Origin of the sequence: Corynebacterium comes (assembly GCF_009734405.1) — a bacterium.
GTDB classification, from domain to species: Bacteria; Actinomycetota; Actinomycetes; order Mycobacteriales; family Mycobacteriaceae; genus Corynebacterium; species Corynebacterium comes.
The window spans coordinates 452,080-470,334 of the sequence record NZ_CP046453.1 but is presented as its reverse complement, the minus strand read 5'-3'; the positions used below and the strand labels follow the sequence as shown (position 1 = coordinate 470,334).

Below are 18,255 nucleotides of genomic sequence, written 5' to 3'. Positions count from 1 at the left end.
CCGCCATGACCACTACAGCTGCAGTTCCCCGCACGAACACCTTCAAGGGTGATGACAAGGCGCTGCTGGGCATCGTCCTCGCCGTCGTCACGTTCTGGTTGTTCGCGCAGACCACCCTCAACATCGGCCCGGTGATGGCCGAGGACATGGGCATGCCGATGTCCACGATGAATATCGCCATCGCCCTGGCCGCACTGTTCTCCGGCATCTTCATCGTCGTCGCCGGTGGCCTGGCCGACCGGATCGGGCGCGTGAAGATCGCCATGATCGGCAACATCCTCAGCATCGTCGGTTCCCTGATGATCGCCCTGGCCTTCGGCGGGCTCGCCACCCCGCTCGTTCTGCTCGGTCGCATCCTCCAGGGTCTGTCCGCCGCCTGCATCATGCCGGCGACGATGGCACTGGTGAAGACCTACTGGGAGGGCAAAGACCGACAGCGCGCCGTCTCCATGTGGTCGATCGGTTCCTGGGGCGGTTCCGGACTGTGTTCCATCTTCGGCGGTTTCATGGCCTCCACCGTGCTGGGCTGGCGCTCCATCTTCATCATCAGCGCGGTCGTCTCTGTGGTGTCGATCCTGCTCATGCGCCACATCCCTGAATCCGCCCCGGCCGCCGGTTCCACCACCCGCACCGACTGGTCCGGCATCATCTCCTTCGCCATCGCCATGATCGCGCTGCAGATCGTGGTCACCCAGGGCTCCGGGATCGGCTGGACCAGCATGATCACCTGGGGTCTGGTTGCACTGTTCATCATCGCCCTGACGTTCTTCATCCGTAACGAGCAGAGGGTCTCCGCTCCGTTCGTCAACTTCGGCCTGTTCAGGAACATGGTGTTCACCGGCGCCACCATCTCGAACTTTCTCCTCAACGCCACCGCCGGCACCCTCGCCGTCTCCCTCTGGGTCCTGCAGGGCGCAGGCGGCCTGTCAGCCGCGAACGCGGGTTATCTGACCCTCGGCTACGCGATCTTCATCATCGCGTTCATCCGGGTGGGTGAGAAACTGCTGCAGAAGTTCGGCGCGAAGAAACCGATGATCTGGGGCACGCTCATCGTGCTGGTGTCCATCCTCATGCTCATGGCCACCAACGTGATGCAGGGCACCTACCAGATCCTCGCCATCATCGCGTACTCCCTGTTCGGCCTGGGCCTGGCGTTCTACGCCACCCCCTCCACCGACGCGGCACTGTCCTCCCTGCCGGAGGATCAGGCCGGTTCCGGTTCGGGCATCTACAAGATGGCGTCGTCCCTGGGCGCGGCTTTCGGCGTGGCCATCTCCGCGGCTCTCTTCACCGCCCTGCAGGAGGGCGGACTGGAGATCGTCGGCGAGGCCGTCGACTTCGTCGGCCGCCAGGACAATGTGGCGATCCGCGAGGCGGGCATGGTCGGACTCGCCGCGAACCTCATCATGGGCCTGATCGCCCTGGCCTCCATCATCCTGTTCATCCCCGACAGCGCGGGCAAGGAGACCGCCGACAGGAAGTAGCCACCTGCTCTTCAACTCCCCGGCGGGGCGGAAGGAAGGTACCCTGTCACCTGAAACCGCACCCCTGCCTTGGAGTCACCGAGATGTCCCACGCCATCCACAACGACACCCCCCACCACCGCTATGTGCTGACTGTGAACGGACAGGAGGCCGGCTTCCTCAACTACCTCCAGGTCACCGGGACCATCGACCTGGCGCGCACCGAGATCTCGGAGCAGTTCTCCGGTCAGGGCATGGCCGCGGACCTGGCGCTGCATGCGTTCGAGGACATCCACCGGCGCGAACTCAACGTGCTGATCAGCTGCCCGGCGGTGCGTTCCTTCCTCAACCAGCACCCCCGGTTCCTCGACATGGTCGTCGAACCCTGATCAGCCCCGCGGCACCCGGAGACGAAGAACACCCCCACCGAGAAAATCTCGGTGGGGGTGTTCACTCGACGTCGACCGAAGTCGGGCGTCGGTGAGCTACCTACTTCTTGAAGGGGAAACCCAGCTCGCGGAGCAGGGCACGACCCTCGTCGTTGTTGGTGGCGGTGGTGACGACGGTGATGTCCATACCACGGGGGCGGTCAATCTTGTCGACGTCGATCTCGTAGAACATGGTCTGCTCGGTGAGGCCGAAGGTGTAGTTGCCGTGGCCGTCGAACTGCTGGTCGGAGAGACCACGGAAGTCACGGATACGCGGCAGAGCCACGGTCAGCAGACGGTCCAGGAACTCCCACATGCGATCTCCACGCAGGGTGACGCGGGCGCCGATCGGCATGCCCTCACGCAGCTTGAAGTTCGCGATGGAGGTCTTGGCGCGGCGCAGCTGCGGCTTCTGACCGGTGATCAGCGTCAGGTCCTCGAGGGCGCCGTTGATCAGCTTGGAGTCACGGGCGGCGTCGCCGACACCCATGTTGACGACGACCTTGGTCACGCCGGGGATCTGCATGACGTTGTCGAAGCCGAGCTCTTCGTTGAGATTGTTGCGGATTTCCTCGCGGTAGCGGGTCTTCAGACGCGGGGTGTAGTTCTCGCTCATGCTTAGATGTCCTTCCCGTTACGGCGCGAAACACGGACCTTCTTGCCGTTTTCGTCGAAGCGGTAGCCGACGCGGGTCGGGGTGCCCTCAGAGTCGAGGACCATCACGTTGGAGACGTGGATCGGGGCCTCCTGAGTGACGATTCCGCCGGACTGTGCGCCACGCTCCTGAGAGGAGTCGGCGACGTGCTTCTTGATGCGGTTGACGCCCTCGACGAGGACCTTCTCGGTCTTCGGGAACGCCTGGATGACCTTGCCCTTGACGCCCTTATCGGGGCCAGAGATGACGAGGACCATATCGCCCTTGTGAATCTTCAACTAGATCACCTCCGGTGCAAGCGACACGATCTTCATGAACTTCTTGTCGCGCAGTTCACGTGCGACGGGGCCGAAGATGCGGGTGCCGCGGGGCTCGTTGTCGGTCTTGATGAGGACGGCTGCGTTCTCATCGAAACGGATGTAGGAGCCGTCCGTACGACGGGTTTCCTTCTTGGTGCGGACGATGACGGCCTTGACAACTTCGCCGGCCTTCACGTTGCCGCCCGGGGCGGCTTCCTTGACAGTGGCGACGATGGTGTCGCCAATGCCAGCAAAGCGTCGACCAGAACCGCCGAGAACGCGGATGCACAGAATTTCCCGTGCACCGGTGTTGTCGGCGATCTTGAGACGCGATTCCTGCTGGATCACGATGGGTCTCCTTGACCTGGATTGATGTGCGCCAGATTTCCGGCCTGGACGCACCTGGTCTGATGTATCTTGTTTCCCACGCTCATCGACGAACTCGCCTACTGAAGGCGGCCGAAGGGTCTCGGCGGAGTGTCCGGAAAACCAACCGCTCCACCGACCAACATGGTCAACTTGAACAGTGAACCATATCCGCAGGCCAGAATCCAAATGCCCGAACCCGCGCGTACCACGCGTGCAACAATGAAGATGTGATCGAGACAACGCTGGGTTCCGTGGTCCGCCTGCGAGATGCGGTGGCGGCGACCGAGTTCGCCACGAACCCGTCCGCCGCGACCGAGGCGCACTCGGTGGTCGACCAGATCGACGACTACATCCTGCCGCGCCTGGCCAACATCGACGCCCCCCTGCTGGCCGTCGTCGGCGGTTCGACGGGCAGTGGCAAATCGACGCTCGTGAACGCCATCGTGGGTCGGCAGGTCTCCACCTCCGGGGTCATCCGCCCGACGACCCGACAGCCGGTGCTGGTGGCCAACCCGGGCGATTCCGAGTGGTTCAACTCCAGCCACGTTCTCCCCGGTCTGGCCCGCGAGCAGGGCGAGGCGCGGTCCAATCCTTCGGCGACCTCACTGCGCACCGTCGCCTCGGAGGCGGTCAGCCCCGGCCTGGCGCTTCTCGACGCCCCCGACTTCGATTCCATCGACGACCGCAACCGGGCGCTGGCCTCGCAGCTGCTGGCCGCCGCCGACCTCTGGGTCTTCGTGACCACCCCCTCGCGCTACGCCGATCAGCTGGTGTGGAACTTCCTGCATGACGCGGCCGGACGCGACATCGAGGTGATCGTCGTGCTCAACCGTGTCGACGAGGACGCCCTGGCGACGGTGCCCGATGACCTGCGCCGCATGATGGCAGAGGCGGGCCTGGGGGATGCCACCCTGTTCACCGTCCCCGACGTCGGACAGGTCGAGGGCCTGCTGCCGGCGGAGGAGATCGCGCCGCTGCGCCGGCACCTGCACCACCTGGCCGAGGACGCCGCCGCCCGCCGCTCCATGGCGGCGAAGACCGTGCAGGGTGCGCTGGGCAGCGTCAGCGAACGGGTGGAACGGCTGGCCCAGGAGCGCCAGCGTCTGGAGGAGTTCGGTGCCCGGCTGGGCGAGGCCTTCGACGACACCTACGAGCGTGCCCGGGAACAGGTCATCGACGCCACCAGTGACGGCAACCTGCTGCGCAAGGAGGTGCTGCAGCGGTGGCAGGACTTCGTGGGCACCTCGGATGCGTTCCGTTCCATCGAGCGTTGGTACTCCATCGCGGTGGGACGCCTCGGCAGTTTCTTCACCGGCCGCCCCGCCCCCGTACGCGAGGTGGAGACGGAGATCGAGGCCGGCCTGCACGCCGTGGTCGTCGATGCCGCGGAGACCGCCGCCACCCGCACCTGGCTGCACCTCGGTTCGGTGGCCCCGGAGCTACGTGCCGCCGCCGATCCCTCACTCGCGCACGCCGACCCGGAGATCAACGAGCAGGCCGCCGAGCTGGTCCGCCAGTGGCAGGCCGGGCTCGTCGAATCGATTCAGGCGACCGCGGGTGACAAGCGCAAGCGCGCCCGCATCATGTCGCTGGGTCTGAACGTGATCACCGTGGCGCTGATGCTCGTCGTCTTCGCCTCCACCGCAGGTCTGACGGGAGGGGAGATCGCCATCGCCGGCGGTTCCGCGGTCGTCGGGCAGAAGATGCTGGAGACCGTCTTCGGCGAGGACACCGTCCGCCGCATGGCCCGGCAGGCCCGCGAGGACCTGAACACACGCGTCGAGGCACTCTTCACCCGGGAGCGCGCCCGCTACACGGCAGTCACCGGGGAACTGACCCGCGGCACCTCGGCGAAAGAGCTGCGGGAGGCCACCGAGGCCGCCGAGCGTGACGTGCGGAAGCAGACGGGGGCTTAAAGGGATGTTCAGCAAGAAGGCCTCATTGACGGAGCGTCTCGTCGCACTGGACGAGGCCGCCGCACTGGGTGGTGCCCGCCTCTCCCCCGCTGAGCACGCCGCCCTGGCACGGGTGGCCGACGCCGCCGGCGAGCGACGGAGACTGTCCGGCGAGCACACGGTGGTGGGTTTCTTCGGCGCCACCGGCTCCGGCAAGACCTCGCTGTTCAACGCCGTCGTAGGCGAGGACCTGGGCAGGACCGCCGCCCGTCGTCCCACCACCTCCTCTCCCCTGGCGGCGGTGTGGGATCCGGTCGGCTCGGAGGAACTCCTCGACTGGCTCAAGGTGGAGGACCGCCGCAACCGCACCGGCGAGTTCGCCCCCGACGCGGGCCCGCTGATCCTGCTGGATCTGCCCGATTTCGACTCCGTCGAACCGGTCCACCGGGAGATCGCCACGCGGCTCGCCGGCCAGGTGGACGTCCTGGTGTGGGTGACCGACCCCGAGAAATACGCCGACAGCATCATCCATGACCATTTCATCCGCCCCCACGCCTCCCACAGCGCAGTCACCCTGGCGGTGCTGAACAAATCCGACCGGCTCTCCGAAACAGACCGGAAGGTGGTGGGCCGCTCCCTGGAACAGCTGCTCAAGGATGACGGCCTGCAGAAGGTCTCCGTCATCACCACCTCCGCCCGAACGCGTTTCGGCATCGATGAGCTGCGCTCGGCCATCGCCCGGATCGCGGCCGCCCACTCCGCCCAGACGGCGCGTATCGAGGCCGACATCGCCACCGTCACCGCCCCCTGGGCCGGGCAGAAGGGACTGAAGGAGGTCCCCTCCTCCGCCAAGGAGTGGATGGACGACCTGCTTTCCGACGCCGCCGGCTCCGACCGCCTCGCCGACATCACCGCCGCCGCCTACCGCAAGCGCCTGGGGCAGAAGACCGGCTGGCTGCTCACCTCATGGTTGCTGCGCCTGCGACCCGATCCTCTGAAACGCCTGGGCCTGCGCGAGGAAGCCGACAAGACCGGTGTGCACCGCTCCTCCATGCCCACGCTCGACGCCTCCAGCCGGGCGGTGGCCAACCGCGGCGTGCGGGGTTACGCCGCCGAAGTGAGCGCAGGGCTGCCCGACCGCTGGACCAGCGCCGTCGTCGACCGCACGGAGTCCATCATCGATACCTTGCCCGAGGAACTGGACCGCGCCGCCGCGCGAACGGAGCTGCCCGCCCAGCCTTCCCGCGCGTGGGGGGTGTTCACCGTGGTCCAGTGGCTTGCCCTGCTGGCGGCCCTGGTCGGCGTTGCCTGGTATCTGCTGGCCGCGTTCCTGCCGGGCGTGCTGTACCCGCTGATGGATGACATCATCCCTGACGTTGAGGGCTGGCCCATCCCCACCCTGCTCATTCTCGGTGGGCTGTTGCTGGGCATCACGCTGGGAATGTTCACCGCGGTGCACGGCCTGGCCATCGGATCCGCGGTGAAGTGGCGGACCCGTCGTGCCCTGCGCAGAGAGGTCTCGGAGATCTCGGCGGAGACGGTGGAACAACCCCTCCTGGAGATTCGCGGGCAGTACTCACAGTTCCTCGATGCGATCCGCCTGGCGGCCGGGAAGTAGGAGACTCCCCGCCCGGTCACGCCTGACGGCGGTTGCGACGCACCAGGAAGAGGCCCGCCCCGATGAGTGCAGCGCCGAGGGCGAGCACGCCCAGGACGGACGCGCCGGTCGACGCGAGGGAGGGTAGCTTTCGTGTTGGCGCACCGGGTTCGCCTGGTCCACCGGGTTTGCCCGGAGTGTCCCCGGGATGGATCGGAGCCGGTGTGTCCGGTGTAGCCGTCGCACCGGGGATCGAGGAGCCCGAACCCGGCTTCACCACGATGGGTAGAACGGGCAGCACGATGATCGGCTTGCTGGGTTCCGGGGCGTTCTTCGCCTCGATCTCCACCGTGTAGGCCCAGGAATGTCCGTCGATATGGCCCACCGGCAGGGTGATCAGGAAGGGTGCCGCGACCGGGTAGCGCTGGCCGGGGGTGTCCGGCGGGGTCTCGGTGACGTAGTACAACCCGATCGGCAGGCCGGTGAAGTAGGCCCTGCCCTCCGTGTCGGTGGTGGCCGTGACACCCGGCTCCAGGCCGCGGTCACGCGCCTGCGCCAGGGTCATGCCCCGGGCGGCGTCCCAGCCGGCCTGCGTGGTCAGGTCGACGCCGCTCACGCGGGCGACGGTGAACACGGAGCCGCCCAGGGGTGCCAGCGGCTTGCCTTCCGAGCTCAGCGGCGGCTGGTCGTAGGGGTTGGGCCTGGCCTTGCGGATGGTCAGGTCCACGGTGCGGTCGGGGTCAATCCGGGAGATGTCCTGCTCGGTGACCACGCCGATCACCGTCCGGGCGTCCGCGGGCGCCGCCGCGGGTCCCGCACCGAGGGCGAAGGAACCGGCGGTGACGGCCACCGCGAGGGTGAGGGCACTGAGCCTGCGTCCGGTCATATCGGTCACTCCTGGTCGGTGGTGCGCGGGGTCGGGGCCGGGGTCATGTCTCCGGCGATGGCGGCAGCCGCGGCCCGGTTGCGGCGGGCGTTGCGGAGCAGCCACCAGATCAGGGCCAGCAGCACCAGGGCTGCGAAAGCCACAACCAGCCACATCCACCACTGCATGAGCTTGGCGGAGTCCTTGAACACGGATTCCTCGGCCGGGTCCATGGGCACCCGGTGGGCGTGGACGAGCAGGCGGTGGGTGTTGATTCCGTAGGGGGTGCACGTGATCAGGGTGAGCAGGTCCTCGCCCGCCACTGACCTGAGACTGTCGGTCTCATCCGGCAGGACCGTCTCGATGCCGTGGACCTCGTATTTCATCCGCTCACCGTAGGTGGAGACGTAGATGGCGTCGCCTTCCTTCACATTGATGAGGTCGTCCCACAGGGTGGCGTTGGTCAGGCCGGTGTGGCCGGTGATCACGGTGTGGTTGCCCTCGCCGCCGACGGGCAGGGCCGAGCCGTAGAGGTGACCCAGGCCCTTCTGCAGCACCGCGTCCGTGGTGCCGTGGTTGACGGGCAGACTGGACTCGATGCTGGGGATGGCCACGTGGGACATCGCGGACGCACCGGCAAGCTGCTTCAGGTACTCCTGATAATCCAGGTTGTCCTCGTTCACGCGCGCGAGCCACGGGTCGAGGATGGGGCCGTCGGTGTGCGCCTCGTTGTATGCCCGGGCGCGTTCCACCTGCTCGTTGAGGTAGACCGGGTCGGTTTCCTGCACCAGGTCCTCGTAGCGTTGCGCGGCTTCCTGCTGGACGTGGTTGTTCCACTGGGAGGCCACCACCGGGTAGAGCATGACCACCAGGCCGATGATGACCAGCAGCGCAGGCAGCAGCGCCCGACGCCGGCCGGAGCCGGGCTTCTTGCGGGGGGTGTCAATGGCGTGGGACACGGTGCGGGTTCTCCCGTGGGTGAGAAAAAATAGGTTATAGGAGCGGGGATGGTGCGCCTCCCCGCGAGGCGTTGGTGGAGGGTGGGGTGCGGACAAGCAGCGCTTATCGACGCCCCCTCCCCCTCACCGGAGGGAACCTGAGAAGCCTTTAGGCCTCTGCGGCATCCGACTTGTCGGAGTTGCGCTTCGCCGCGTAGGCGCCCGCACCGACGAGGCCGACGCCGGCTGCGATGAGCAGGCCGACACCCATGCCACCGGTGGAAGGCAGCTGGGAGGAGACGCTGGCGACGTTCTCAATCTCGACGACCTTGGTCTGGGCGTCGTCACCGAGTGCGAGACTCTGGACTGCATCCTGGGTGAAAGTGATCACGACTGGCTCAGCCAGGAGTTCGTAGCCCTGCGGAGCCTTCGTCTCGACGAGGCAGTACTTGTACGCCTCGACGCCGGAGACATTGTTGGTGAAGTCGGTGATGTGCAGGCCGTTGATGACGAGCGGGTTGTTCGCCACGGTGGTCCACTTCGACTGCCCGCCGACTGTGAGCGCTGCTCCGTCGAGAACACCAGCAGTGGTGCAGCGGTAGAGCTCGAACTCTGCACCCGAGAGGAGTTCGTCGTTCGCGTTGATCTTCTCGATCTGCAGCTTGCCGATCTTGGTATCGACTGCATTGGTCGGGGTGTCGATGTCCCCGGAGGTACCGTTGTTGGTGGTCAGATTGGCCGAGTTGGAGATCGGATTGAAGCTCTCACCATTCGGGGCACCGGCAGAGTTGATCACGGACGGAATCATGGTGATGACCTGAGCATCCTGGTTGGCACGCAGGGTCTCGAGACCGTCAACAGTGAACGTCACGGTGACCACCTGGCCTGTGACATCAACGATGTAGTCACCCGCGTCGAGGGGGCCGGTGGACAGTGCCACGGTGACATCACCCTCTGCTGGCGGAGTCAGACGCAAGTCAAGCGTGTCGGTGATGACGTACTTGTTCAGGAGCCTGGTGTTGTCGACCTGGTTCGGGATATCGGTGGTGATCGTGTATTTGATCGTGTCGCCGACATTTTCCTTGTCGTCATCGACGGCCTTGGTGGCGGTCTGGGACGAGTTCTTCGGGTAAGCGATCGGGTTGTAGTTCCACTCGATGGAGCCTCCCGTGGTGACCTTGGTCATCGGCAGGAAAGCGATGAACGGTGCGGACGGGGTGATGGAGCCCGAAACATCTATGCCGCCGACCTTCGCACCCGCAGTAGAGGTCTCCTCGACGAGGAACACGCCCTGACCCAAGGTGGTGAAAACAGCAGTTCCGTTCGCATCGGTCGTGACCGAGACAGAGCTACCCAGGGTGTAACCGATCGGAAGAGCACCGCCTGCGAAGTCCGATGCCTGGAGCCGCGATGCGGTCTGGAAGATGCCGTTGTCGGTCATGTCGATCGAGTTTCCATCAGCATCCAGGATCTCCGTGACCGTGAACTGAATGCCCTCCACCAAATCACCGAAGGTGCTGTCACCGGTGTTACCCGTCGGGGTGCCGACGGAAGTCGGGTTCAGGTACTTCTTGATGGTCAGCGAGGTGTCCGTTGCGGGGTCCACGTTGGAACCCGGGACAGTAACCGGAGTAACAGTCTCCAGAGCAAAAGCCGGGGCGCCGATGGCGGCGGTGGACAGTGCGATGCCGAAAGCGGCGACGACAGCGGCGGAGCGCTGAACGCGAGTGGTCATGATGTTCTCTTTCAAGAGAGGATGGATACGCCGGGCCCTTACAGAGGCGGGGCACCGCGTGATGAAGAGTGGGTGAGAGTTGAGGTCAACCGGTCATGGGTGGTGTCCTGTGGCTCCCGCGGCGTCGAAGGGCCCTGCTCGACGCCGGGGCTGTGGATGGTTCATCTCTTGTCCTTGTCGTTTCAGTTCTTCAGGTGGCTATGGTTCGCGACGCGCTGTCACACCAGCCGCAGCAAACAGTCCTGCCGCGATGATCAAGAAGGGCCATACTCCGATGCCACCGGTGTCCGGCAGATCTCCGATGCGCACGTTGGCCACGGTGATGACGATGGTGTCATTGGTGGGAGCAGTGCCGAGTTGCGCGGTGATCTGGCTGGACTCGTCGATCGCGGCAGTTGCCTTGCCTTGTGCGTCGCGGGTGATGTCCACCCGGACCGGGGCTGGCAGCAGGCTGTAATCCTGGGGGGACTGCTTCTCGACGATGAAGTACCTGTTGTCCGGATCAATGTCCTCGATGAGATGACGTCCGTCGGTACCTGCTGTGAAGTCCTTGATCCACTCACCGAGGAGTCCGTCCTCGTTTGCGGCATAGAGGGCGAAAACTGCGCCGCCCAGTGGGTTGGACGTGTCGTCGCCGTGCTTGATCAGCTCGATGGTGACGGGCATGTCCTTGACGATGGGGCCGCAGTCGTCGTCCGTGAAGGTGAACAGCTGTGAGGTGGTGATGGTGGCCTCGTTGTAAAGTCCCCGGCCGGGAGTGTCGTCAGTGCACATGGCCCAGTCCTCGTTGGTGGGATCCTTTTGCGGCGGGGTGTAATACACGTCGATGGTGTACTTGTGCGTCTGGCCCTTGGCGATCGTCACCGGGCCCGGCGTCAGAGTCCACGGAACCGGGGTCCCGGCAGGGAAATCAATCGGGGTGTATCCGGCCCTGTCAGAGGTGACCCTGCCCCCCATGACTGGAGTTTCGTCGGGGAAGTGCGGCGTGTCCGTCAGCGTGTAGGTGTCCGTGGCGGGCGCGGCCGGATCGTCCGGGTCGTAGGTCACCTCAACGGTGTAAGAGACCTTAAGGGTGCTTTCGTCCGGGCCGGGCTGGTTGGTGTCCTCAACGTCGATTTTTTCGTCGCCGTTGACATCGACAATGGTCTTCTTCACCTGGAGGGGGCAGGCGCCGTCCGAATCGATGTTGTTCTCCGGGACTGGGTCGAAATCTCCACCGGTGACGGTCGCGGTGTTCTCCATGCACTGACGAGAATCTGGAACGGCCGCCGCCGAGAGCTTGAACGTGGCTGTGGCACCGCCAGGCAACCTGCCGTGGGAGAAGGCAAGGGTGTTGCCGTTCAAGGTTGGCGGGGTGATCCATCCGGAGGTGCCGTAGCTGTCGACTCTCACCCCGGTGTACTTGGCGGGGACCACGTCGTCCACGGTGAATCCCCGGGAACCGTAGGTGCTGCGGTTGGTGACCTTGACGTCCCAGGTGAAGCGGCCGCCCTGGATGCCGGTGAAGGTCTTCTCGATGCCGAGGTCGACGGCTGGGGCGGCCATGAGGTGAATTTCCAGAGTCTCGGCGGTCGGATCGTTGAAATTGAAAGGAAGGTGAAGTCGAAGGTACTCGCCCGAATCGACTGCCAACTCCACCGGGATACGGATCTCGATCAGCCGATTCCCGTCCATTTCGATCGCCTGAAATTCAAGTCTGGGCTGTCCCGAAAGATACTGATAAGGCCAGCCGACGGTGTTGTTCGGGGCGATCCCGTCGTACCAGAGGCGCGGGCTGTTGGCCATCTCCAGGAAAGAGCGGTTACTGCTGTTGATGCGCACGACGATTGAACTCAGGGTCGCGGTTTCGTCGGCCCGGACGAACACGTATGCGCCACCCGCGGTACCGGCGGAACGGCTGTTGCTGTGGTTGTAGGTGGAGTCGATCTCCACTTCATCGTCCGGATGAACCTCCATGGCGTCCGGCTGCAGCGAGACAAGCGGCGCCAGCATCGCCATCGCGGAAGGTCCGGCCTCCTGAAAGAGCCCCAGTGTGGACGGAATATCCTGGGAGGCCACTGCCCGGTAATCAGCGGTGTCCTCGATCGGATCGGTGGTCAGGGTGAGGCTGATCGTCTTCGGCTCGGTACCCGGCTCGACCCGAACAAACACGTAGTCAAGGTCCACGGAATCCTCGTTGAGGTACGCGAGGGACTCGGCGGGGACCTCCTCGGCGTCGACGGTGCCGGTCTCGACCTCGTAGACATCTCCCCCACCGGAACGGGCGAGGGCAATGACGCCGTCGGCGTTCGGGGCGACGCCCGCCTCAGTCAGGTCCAGGGTGACGGTGGTGCCGAAAACGGTGCGCTCGACGGTGACACCGGGTTCCTGCACCGCCAGTGCCTCGGTGAGGGACTCGAGGGCAGGCAGCAGCTCCTCGGTCTCCTCAGTCGGGACAGAGGCGCCCGTCTCCGGGGCAGGTTCACCCAGAAACTGGTCGAGTGCGGCATCCAGCTCATCGGCGTCGGGGCCGGCGTACGGATCGGCGAGGCCCTCCTCGTCGACGGTCGCGGTTTCGGCGGGGGCGGCCGTGGCCGGGCCGGTGGAGGGGAAAGAGGCCAGCGCGAAGACGAGCAGCGCAACAGTGACGACGGCGAAGAGCAGCGCCCCGCGGGAGCGGAGGAGACCGCTCATGCGGGACACCCGCCGCTGTGGCGAACTTCCCTGTGGATTCGGCATCGAACCTCCCGTAACCTGCCGGACACTTAACGTGGAAACACTTCCGGCGAAGATTAGCCCGAATCGCGAACAGATAACGGCAAAATAAAGGGACGATAACGGGAATCGCTTTCGACAGACCCCTCAGCTACCTCCCCCACCCCCGTGCGGTGCCCCGACACCAGGGGGTGCGCAACGCCCCCAGCTGGCCTTTTCCTGTGCTTCACCGGAAAGTCAGCTGGCATAGCATGCGGCGAGAGGCATATGCGATGCTTGTCACAACAAGGATCGCGGGCGGCTTTTCCCAGGCCAGATATACCCCTGCCGCCACCCCCATCGCGTCCTCGTCGAGTTCAACCAGCATTCACGCCTCCCCCGGTGAATCCAAGCACAGCCCTGAATCGCCGAAACCCCGCACACAACCAGTGACGGTTGAGTGCGGGGCCGGGGGACGATCAGGCGTCGATAAGCAGCTGGTGCTTACTTGGCCTTCTCGACGATTTCCACGAGACGGAAGTGCTTGTCCTTGGACAGCGGACGGGTCTCCTGGATACGGACGAGGTCACCGATACCGGCGATCTCTTCTTCGTCGTGCGCCTTCACCCTGGAGCTGGTGCGCAGGATCTTGCCGTAGAGAGCGTGCTGCTTACGGTCCTCAAGCTCGACGACGATGGTCTTCTGCATCTTGTCAGAAACCACGACGCCGGTGCGGACCTTGCGTGCACCCTTCTCCTGCTGGTTCTCGTTCACGTTTGCCTCACTCATAATTAAGCCTCAGCTCCCGGAACGACGGACAGGCCCAGCTCACGCTCGCGGATAACGGTGTAAATGCGGGCGATGTCGCGCTTGACCGTGCGAAGGCGGCGGTTGTTGGTCAATTGACCGGTGGCCAGCTGGAAGCGCAGGTTGAACAGCTCTTCCTTGGCCTCGTTCAGGCGGTTATCAAGCTCAGCGGCATCAAGCTCGCGGAACTCGAATGCGGGGGTACCGGTTGCCATTAGAACTGGTCCTCCTTCTTGATGATGCGGACCTTGCAGGGCAGCTTCTGGGCGGCGCGGCGCAGAGCTTCGAGGGCGGTTGCCTCATCCGGGTAGGACATCTCGAAGAGGATGCGGCCCGGCTTGACGTTGGCGACCCACTTCTCCACGGCACCCTTACCGGAACCCATACGCACACCGAGTGCCTTCTGGGTCAGGGGGCGATCCGGGAAGATGTTGATCCACACCTTGCCACCACGCTTGACGTGACGGTTGATGGCGATACGTGCGGACTCGATCTGGCGGTTGGTGACGTAGGCCGGCTCGAGAGCCTGGATGCCGTAGTCACCGAAGGTGATCTTGTTGCCACCCTTGGACATGCCGGAACGGGTCGGACGATGCTGGCGACGGTACTTGACGCGCTTAGGGATAAGCATTCTTAACCCTCCTGATTCTGCTCTGCGCGCTGACGACGCTGGCCACCGCGGCGCGGACGACGATCGCGGTCACCGCCGCGATCCCGGCGTGCAGCCGGTGCATTGATCTCGGACTCGCGACGGCCACCAACGACGTCACCCTTGTAGATCCACACCTTGACGCCGATGCGTCCGAAAGTGGTGTGGGCCTCCTGGATGCCGTAGTCGATCTCGGCGCGCAGGGTGTGCAGCGGAACGCGACCCTCGTGGTAGCGCTCGGTGCGGGACATCTCGGCGCCGCCGAGACGACCCGAACACACGACCTTGATGCCCTTGACCTGCGGCTGGCGCATGGCGGACTGGATGGCCTTGCGCATTGCACGACGGAAAGCGACGCGGTTGACGAGCTGCTCAGCGATGGACTGGGCAACCAGGTTCGCGTTGGCGTCGATGTTCTTGACCTCGAGGATGTTGAGGGCGACCATCTTGCCGGTGAGCTTCTCCAGCTCACGGCGGATGCGGTCGGCCTCAGCACCACGACGACCAATCACGATGCCCGGGCGGGCGGTGTGAATGTCGACGCGGACGCGGTCACGGGTGCGCTCGATGACGACATCGGCGATACCGGCGCGATCCAGTCCCTTGGACAGGAAAGCGCGGATCTTGATGTCCTCAGCGACATAGTCAGCGTAGTTCTGCTCGGCGAACCAGTGGGACTTCCAGTCGGAAGTGATGCCCAGCCGGAGGCCGTGAGGATGAATCTTCTGGCCCACTTACTTGGCCCCTTCCTTCTGGCTCTCGACCACGACAGTGATGTGGCTCGAACGCTTGCGGATGTGGAAAGCACGGCCCTGAGCTCGCGGCTGGAAACGCTTCATGGTCGGACCCTCGTTGGCGTATGCCTCGGAGATGACCAGGGTGCGCGGGTCCAGGCCGAAGTTGTTCTCGGCGTTGGCCGCTGCGGAGGCGACAACCTTGGCGATGGCCTTGGATGCATCCTGCGGAGCGTACTTCAGGATCGCGAGTGCCTCGGCGACAGACTTGCCACGGACGAGGTCCAGGACACGGCCAGCCTTCTGCGAGGAAGTGCGGACGTACTTGGCCGTCGCGCGTGCGGAGGTGATGGTCTCACTCATCGCTATCGACGTCCCTTCTTGTCGTCCTTGATGTGACCCTTGAAGGTCTTGGTGGCTGCGAACTCGCCGAGCTTGTGGCCGACCATGGAGTCATCCACGAACACCGGTACGTGCTTGCGACCGTCGTGGACGGCGAAAGTGTGGCCGATGAAATCGGGGAGAATGGTGGAACGGCGGGACCAGGTCTTGATGACCTGCTTGGTTCCGGCCTCGTTCTGAGCATCCACCTTGTTGAGGAGGTGCTCATCGACGAACGGGCCCTTCTTAAGGCTGCGTGGCATATCGTTTTACCTCCTCTTAGCGCTTCTTGTTGGACCGGCGGCGACGCACGATCTGGTTGTTGGAATAACGGTTCGGGTTGCGGGTGCGGCCTTCCTTCTGGCCCCACGGCGACACCGGGTGGCGACCACCCGAGGTCTTACCCTCGCCACCACCGTGCGGGTGGTCGACCGGGTTCATCACGACACCACGGACGGTCGGGCGGACGCCCTTCCAGCGCATACGGCCGGCCTTGCCCCAGCGGATGTTGATCTGCTCGGCGTTGCCGACCTCGCCGACAGTGGCGCGGCAGCTGATGTCAACGCGGCGGATCTCGGTGGACGGCATACGCAGAATTGCGTAGTTGCCTTCCTTACCCAGCAGCTGGATGGACGAACCAGCGGAACGCGCGAGCTTGGCGCCGGCGCCCGGCTTCAGCTCGACGTTGTGGATGGTCGTACCGGTCGGGATGTTGCGCAGCGGCAGGTTGTTGCCGACCTTGATGTCGGCGTTGGGGCCGGACTCCACGACGGTGCCCTGCTTGATGCCCTTCGGAGCGAGGATGTAACGCTTCTCGCCGTCGAAGTAGTGGAGCAGTGCGATGTTCGCGGTGCGGTTCGGGTCGTACTCGATGTGAGCGACCTTGGCCAGCACGCCGTCCTTGTCGTTACGACGGAAGTCGATGACGCGGAAGCGACGCTTGTGACCGCCACCCTTGTGACGGGTGGTGATGTGACCGTGGGTGTTACGGCCGCCGGTCTTGTGGATCGGGCGCAGCAGAGACTTCTCCGGGGTCGAACGAGTGATCTCGTCGAACATGGAGACGGAGCTCTGACGGCGACCCGGAGTTGTCGGCTTGTATTTACGAATAGCCATAATGTGTCCTTTTCTCTCGACCCTTAGGAGGCGGAGCCGCCGAAGATGTCGATGGAGTCGCTGCCCTTGCGGAGCGTGACGTAGGCGCGCTTGGTGTCCTTGCGCTGGCCGTAACCGGTGCGGGTGCGCTTGCGCTTACCGTCGCGGTTAGCGGTGTTCACGGAGGACACCTTGACGCCGAAGACCTGCTCCACGGCAATCTTGATCTGGGTCTTGTTGGAGGCCGGGTTGACGAGGAACGTGTACACGTTCTGCTCCATCAGACCGTACGACTTCTCCGAGACAACCGGAGCGATGATGATATCGCGCGGGTTAGCGATCTTGGCCATTAGTTCTCCTCCTGGTCCACACCGGTGGTGCGGTTGATGAAGGCGTGCAGGGCCTCAACGGAGAACACGACATCGTCCGACTTGAGAACGTCGTAGGTGTTCAGCTGTCCGGCGTCCAGGACGTGGACTCCGGGCAGGTTGCTGGCGCTGCGGCGGGCGTTGAGGTCCTCGCGGCCGACGACGAGCAGAACCGACTTGCGGCCGGTGAGGCGCTCGATGAAGGTGCGTGCCGACTTGGTCGACGGGGACTGGCCCGGAACGAGCTCGGTGATCACGTGGATACGTGCGTTACGAGCGCGGTCGGACAGCGCGCCTGCGAGTGCGGCGGCCTTCATCTTCTTGGGGGTGCGCTGGCTGTAGTCGCGCGGCTTGGGGCCGTGTGCGATGCCACCACCGGAGAAGTGCGGAGCACGGATCGAGCCCTGACGGGCGCGGCCGGTTCCCTTCTGGCGGTACGGCTTGCGGCCACCGCCGGCGACCTCTGCACGGGTCTTGGTGGAGTGGGTGCCCTGACGGGCGCCTGCGAGCTGGGCGTTGACGACCTGGTGCATCAGAGCGATGGACACCTCGCGGTCGAAGATCTCAGCCGGCAGCTCAACCTGGCCGTCGGTCTTACCGTCAGCGGTCTGGACGTCGAGCTTCAGATTGGTCATGCGTGAGCACCGCCCTTCACTGCGGTCTTAACGGTGACGATGCCACCACGGTTGCCCGGGATTGCTCCCTTGATGAGCAGCAGGTTGGCATCAGCGTCAATCTTCTGAACCTTGAGGTTCTGGGTGGTGACGCGGTCATTACCCATGCGGCCGGCCATCTTCTTGCCCTTGAAGATGCGACCCGGGGTCGCGGCGGCACCGATGCCACCGACGCGGCGGTGTGCAGCCTGGTTACCGTGGGAGGCACCCTGGCCCTTGAAGCCGTGTCGCTTCATGCCGCCGGCGAAACCCTTACCCTTGGACTGACCGGTGACGTCGACGAACTGGACGCCGTCGAAGATCTCGACGGTGATGTCCTGGCCGATTTCGTAACCGGAAACGTCATCCACGCGGATCTCAGCCACGTGGCGGCGCGGGGTGACGCCGGCCTTCTTGTAGTGACCTGCGGCAGGCTTGGTGGCCTTGCGCGGGTCGATCTCGCCGTAGGCAATCTGGATGGCGGTGTAGCCATCGGTTTCCTTGGTGCGAATCTGGGTCACCACGCACGGCCCAGCTTCGACGACGGTGACCGGGATGACCCGGTTGTCCTCGTCGAAGATCTGGGTCATGCCGAGCTTGGTGCCCAGAATGCCCTTGATCTCGTATTCACTCATTATTTATTCTCCGCTG

At 64.6% G+C, this 18,255-nt stretch carries 21 protein-coding genes; 4 read left to right on the top strand and 17 right to left on the bottom strand.

Features of this window, described 5'->3' with window-relative positions:
- Positions 1-5: 5 nt before the first annotated feature.
- Complete coding sequence (locus CETAM_RS02325) at positions 6-1,484, top strand: MFS transporter (protein ID WP_156226899.1); 1,479 nt, start codon at positions 6-8, stop codon at positions 1,482-1,484.
- Positions 1,485-1,567: 83 nt separating this feature from the next.
- Positions 1,568-1,852 (top strand): GNAT family N-acetyltransferase, encoded by a 285-nt coding sequence (locus tag CETAM_RS02320; RefSeq protein WP_156226898.1) that lies wholly within the window; start codon positions 1,568-1,570, stop codon positions 1,850-1,852.
- A 100-nt stretch (positions 1,853-1,952) separates the two neighbouring features.
- Here CETAM_RS02320 and rplE read toward each other — a convergent pair whose 3' ends face one another.
- The 3 genes from rplE to rplN are packed head-to-tail and all read right to left on the bottom strand — an operon-like array spanning position 1,953 to position 3,193.
- Positions 1,953-2,507 carry a 50S ribosomal protein L5 gene (rplE, locus tag CETAM_RS02315; RefSeq protein ID WP_156226897.1) on the bottom strand — a complete coding sequence of 185 codons (555 nt, stop codon included), beginning with the start codon at positions 2,505-2,507 and terminating at the stop codon, positions 1,953-1,955.
- 2 nt (positions 2,508-2,509) lie between these two features.
- Entirely contained in the window at positions 2,510-2,824 is a 315-nt protein-coding gene (gene rplX / locus CETAM_RS02310) for a 50S ribosomal protein L24 (RefSeq protein ID WP_156226896.1), read from the bottom strand.
- Entirely contained in the window at positions 2,825-3,193 is a 369-nt protein-coding gene (gene rplN / locus CETAM_RS02305; protein ID WP_156226895.1) for a 50S ribosomal protein L14, read from the bottom strand.
- Positions 3,194-3,441: 248 nt separating this feature from the next.
- Here rplN and CETAM_RS02300 point away from each other — a divergent pair, with 248 nt between their 5' ends.
- Positions 3,442-5,130: a dynamin family protein gene (locus CETAM_RS02300; protein ID WP_156226894.1), complete on the top strand. Its 1,689-nt coding sequence runs from the start codon at positions 3,442-3,444 to the stop codon at positions 5,128-5,130.
- A gap of 4 nt (positions 5,131-5,134) precedes the next feature.
- Positions 5,135-6,727 (top strand): GTPase, encoded by a 1,593-nt coding sequence (locus CETAM_RS02295; RefSeq protein WP_156226893.1) that lies wholly within the window; start codon positions 5,135-5,137, stop codon positions 6,725-6,727.
- A 16-nt stretch (positions 6,728-6,743) separates the two neighbouring features.
- Here CETAM_RS02295 and CETAM_RS02290 read toward each other — a convergent pair whose 3' ends face one another.
- From CETAM_RS02290 to rplC, 14 genes are all read right to left on the bottom strand, one after another.
- On the bottom strand, positions 6,744-7,592 hold the full coding sequence (locus CETAM_RS02290; protein ID WP_156226892.1) for a SpaH/EbpB family LPXTG-anchored major pilin: 849 nt from the start codon (positions 7,590-7,592) through the stop codon (positions 6,744-6,746).
- A gap of 5 nt (positions 7,593-7,597) precedes the next feature.
- A complete protein-coding gene (locus tag CETAM_RS02285; RefSeq protein ID WP_231587551.1) occupies positions 7,598-8,530 on the bottom strand; it encodes a class C sortase in 933 nt (310 codons plus the stop codon).
- A gap of 148 nt (positions 8,531-8,678) precedes the next feature.
- A complete protein-coding gene (locus tag CETAM_RS02280) occupies positions 8,679-10,244 on the bottom strand; it encodes a SpaH/EbpB family LPXTG-anchored major pilin (protein WP_156226891.1) in 1,566 nt (521 codons plus the stop codon).
- Positions 10,245-10,442: 198 nt separating this feature from the next.
- Positions 10,443-12,917 (bottom strand): SpaA isopeptide-forming pilin-related protein, encoded by a 2,475-nt coding sequence (locus CETAM_RS02275; protein ID WP_156226890.1) that lies wholly within the window; start codon positions 12,915-12,917, stop codon positions 10,443-10,445.
- 504 nt (positions 12,918-13,421) lie between these two features.
- On the bottom strand, positions 13,422-13,706 hold the full coding sequence (gene rpsQ, locus CETAM_RS02270; protein ID WP_156226889.1) for a 30S ribosomal protein S17: 285 nt from the start codon (positions 13,704-13,706) through the stop codon (positions 13,422-13,424).
- Between the two features lie 2 nt (positions 13,707-13,708).
- The gene (gene rpmC, locus CETAM_RS02265) at positions 13,709-13,939 is read right to left on the bottom strand and encodes a 50S ribosomal protein L29 (protein WP_156226888.1); all 231 of its coding nucleotides are present in this window, start codon (positions 13,937-13,939) and stop codon (positions 13,709-13,711) included.
- Positions 13,939-14,355 carry a 50S ribosomal protein L16 gene (gene rplP, locus CETAM_RS02260; RefSeq protein WP_156226887.1) on the bottom strand — a complete coding sequence of 139 codons (417 nt, stop codon included), beginning with the start codon at positions 14,353-14,355 and terminating at the stop codon, positions 13,939-13,941. Before rplP ends, rpmC begins: the two co-directional genes overlap by 1 nt.
- A 2-nt stretch (positions 14,356-14,357) precedes the next feature.
- A complete protein-coding gene (rpsC, locus tag CETAM_RS02255) occupies positions 14,358-15,107 on the bottom strand; it encodes a 30S ribosomal protein S3 (protein ID WP_156226886.1) in 750 nt (249 codons plus the stop codon).
- Positions 15,108-15,470, bottom strand: a complete 363-nt coding sequence (rplV, locus tag CETAM_RS02250) for a 50S ribosomal protein L22 (RefSeq protein WP_156226885.1) — start codon at positions 15,468-15,470, stop codon at positions 15,108-15,110.
- 2 nt (positions 15,471-15,472) lie between these two features.
- A complete protein-coding gene (gene rpsS / locus CETAM_RS02245) occupies positions 15,473-15,751 on the bottom strand; it encodes a 30S ribosomal protein S19 (protein ID WP_156226884.1) in 279 nt (92 codons plus the stop codon).
- 16 nt (positions 15,752-15,767) lie between these two features.
- A complete protein-coding gene (gene rplB, locus CETAM_RS02240; RefSeq protein WP_156226883.1) occupies positions 15,768-16,604 on the bottom strand; it encodes a 50S ribosomal protein L2 in 837 nt (278 codons plus the stop codon).
- A gap of 23 nt (positions 16,605-16,627) precedes the next feature.
- Positions 16,628-16,933 carry a 50S ribosomal protein L23 gene (rplW, locus tag CETAM_RS02235; RefSeq protein ID WP_156226882.1) on the bottom strand — a complete coding sequence of 102 codons (306 nt, stop codon included), beginning with the start codon at positions 16,931-16,933 and terminating at the stop codon, positions 16,628-16,630.
- Complete coding sequence (gene rplD, locus CETAM_RS02230) at positions 16,933-17,586, bottom strand: 50S ribosomal protein L4 (protein ID WP_156226881.1); 654 nt, start codon at positions 17,584-17,586, stop codon at positions 16,933-16,935. Before rplD ends, rplW begins: the two co-directional genes overlap by 1 nt.
- Positions 17,583-18,239: a 50S ribosomal protein L3 gene (rplC, locus tag CETAM_RS02225; RefSeq protein WP_156226880.1), complete on the bottom strand. Its 657-nt coding sequence runs from the start codon at positions 18,237-18,239 to the stop codon at positions 17,583-17,585. Before rplC ends, rplD begins: the two co-directional genes overlap by 4 nt.
- Between the last annotated feature and the right edge of the window lie 16 nt (positions 18,240-18,255).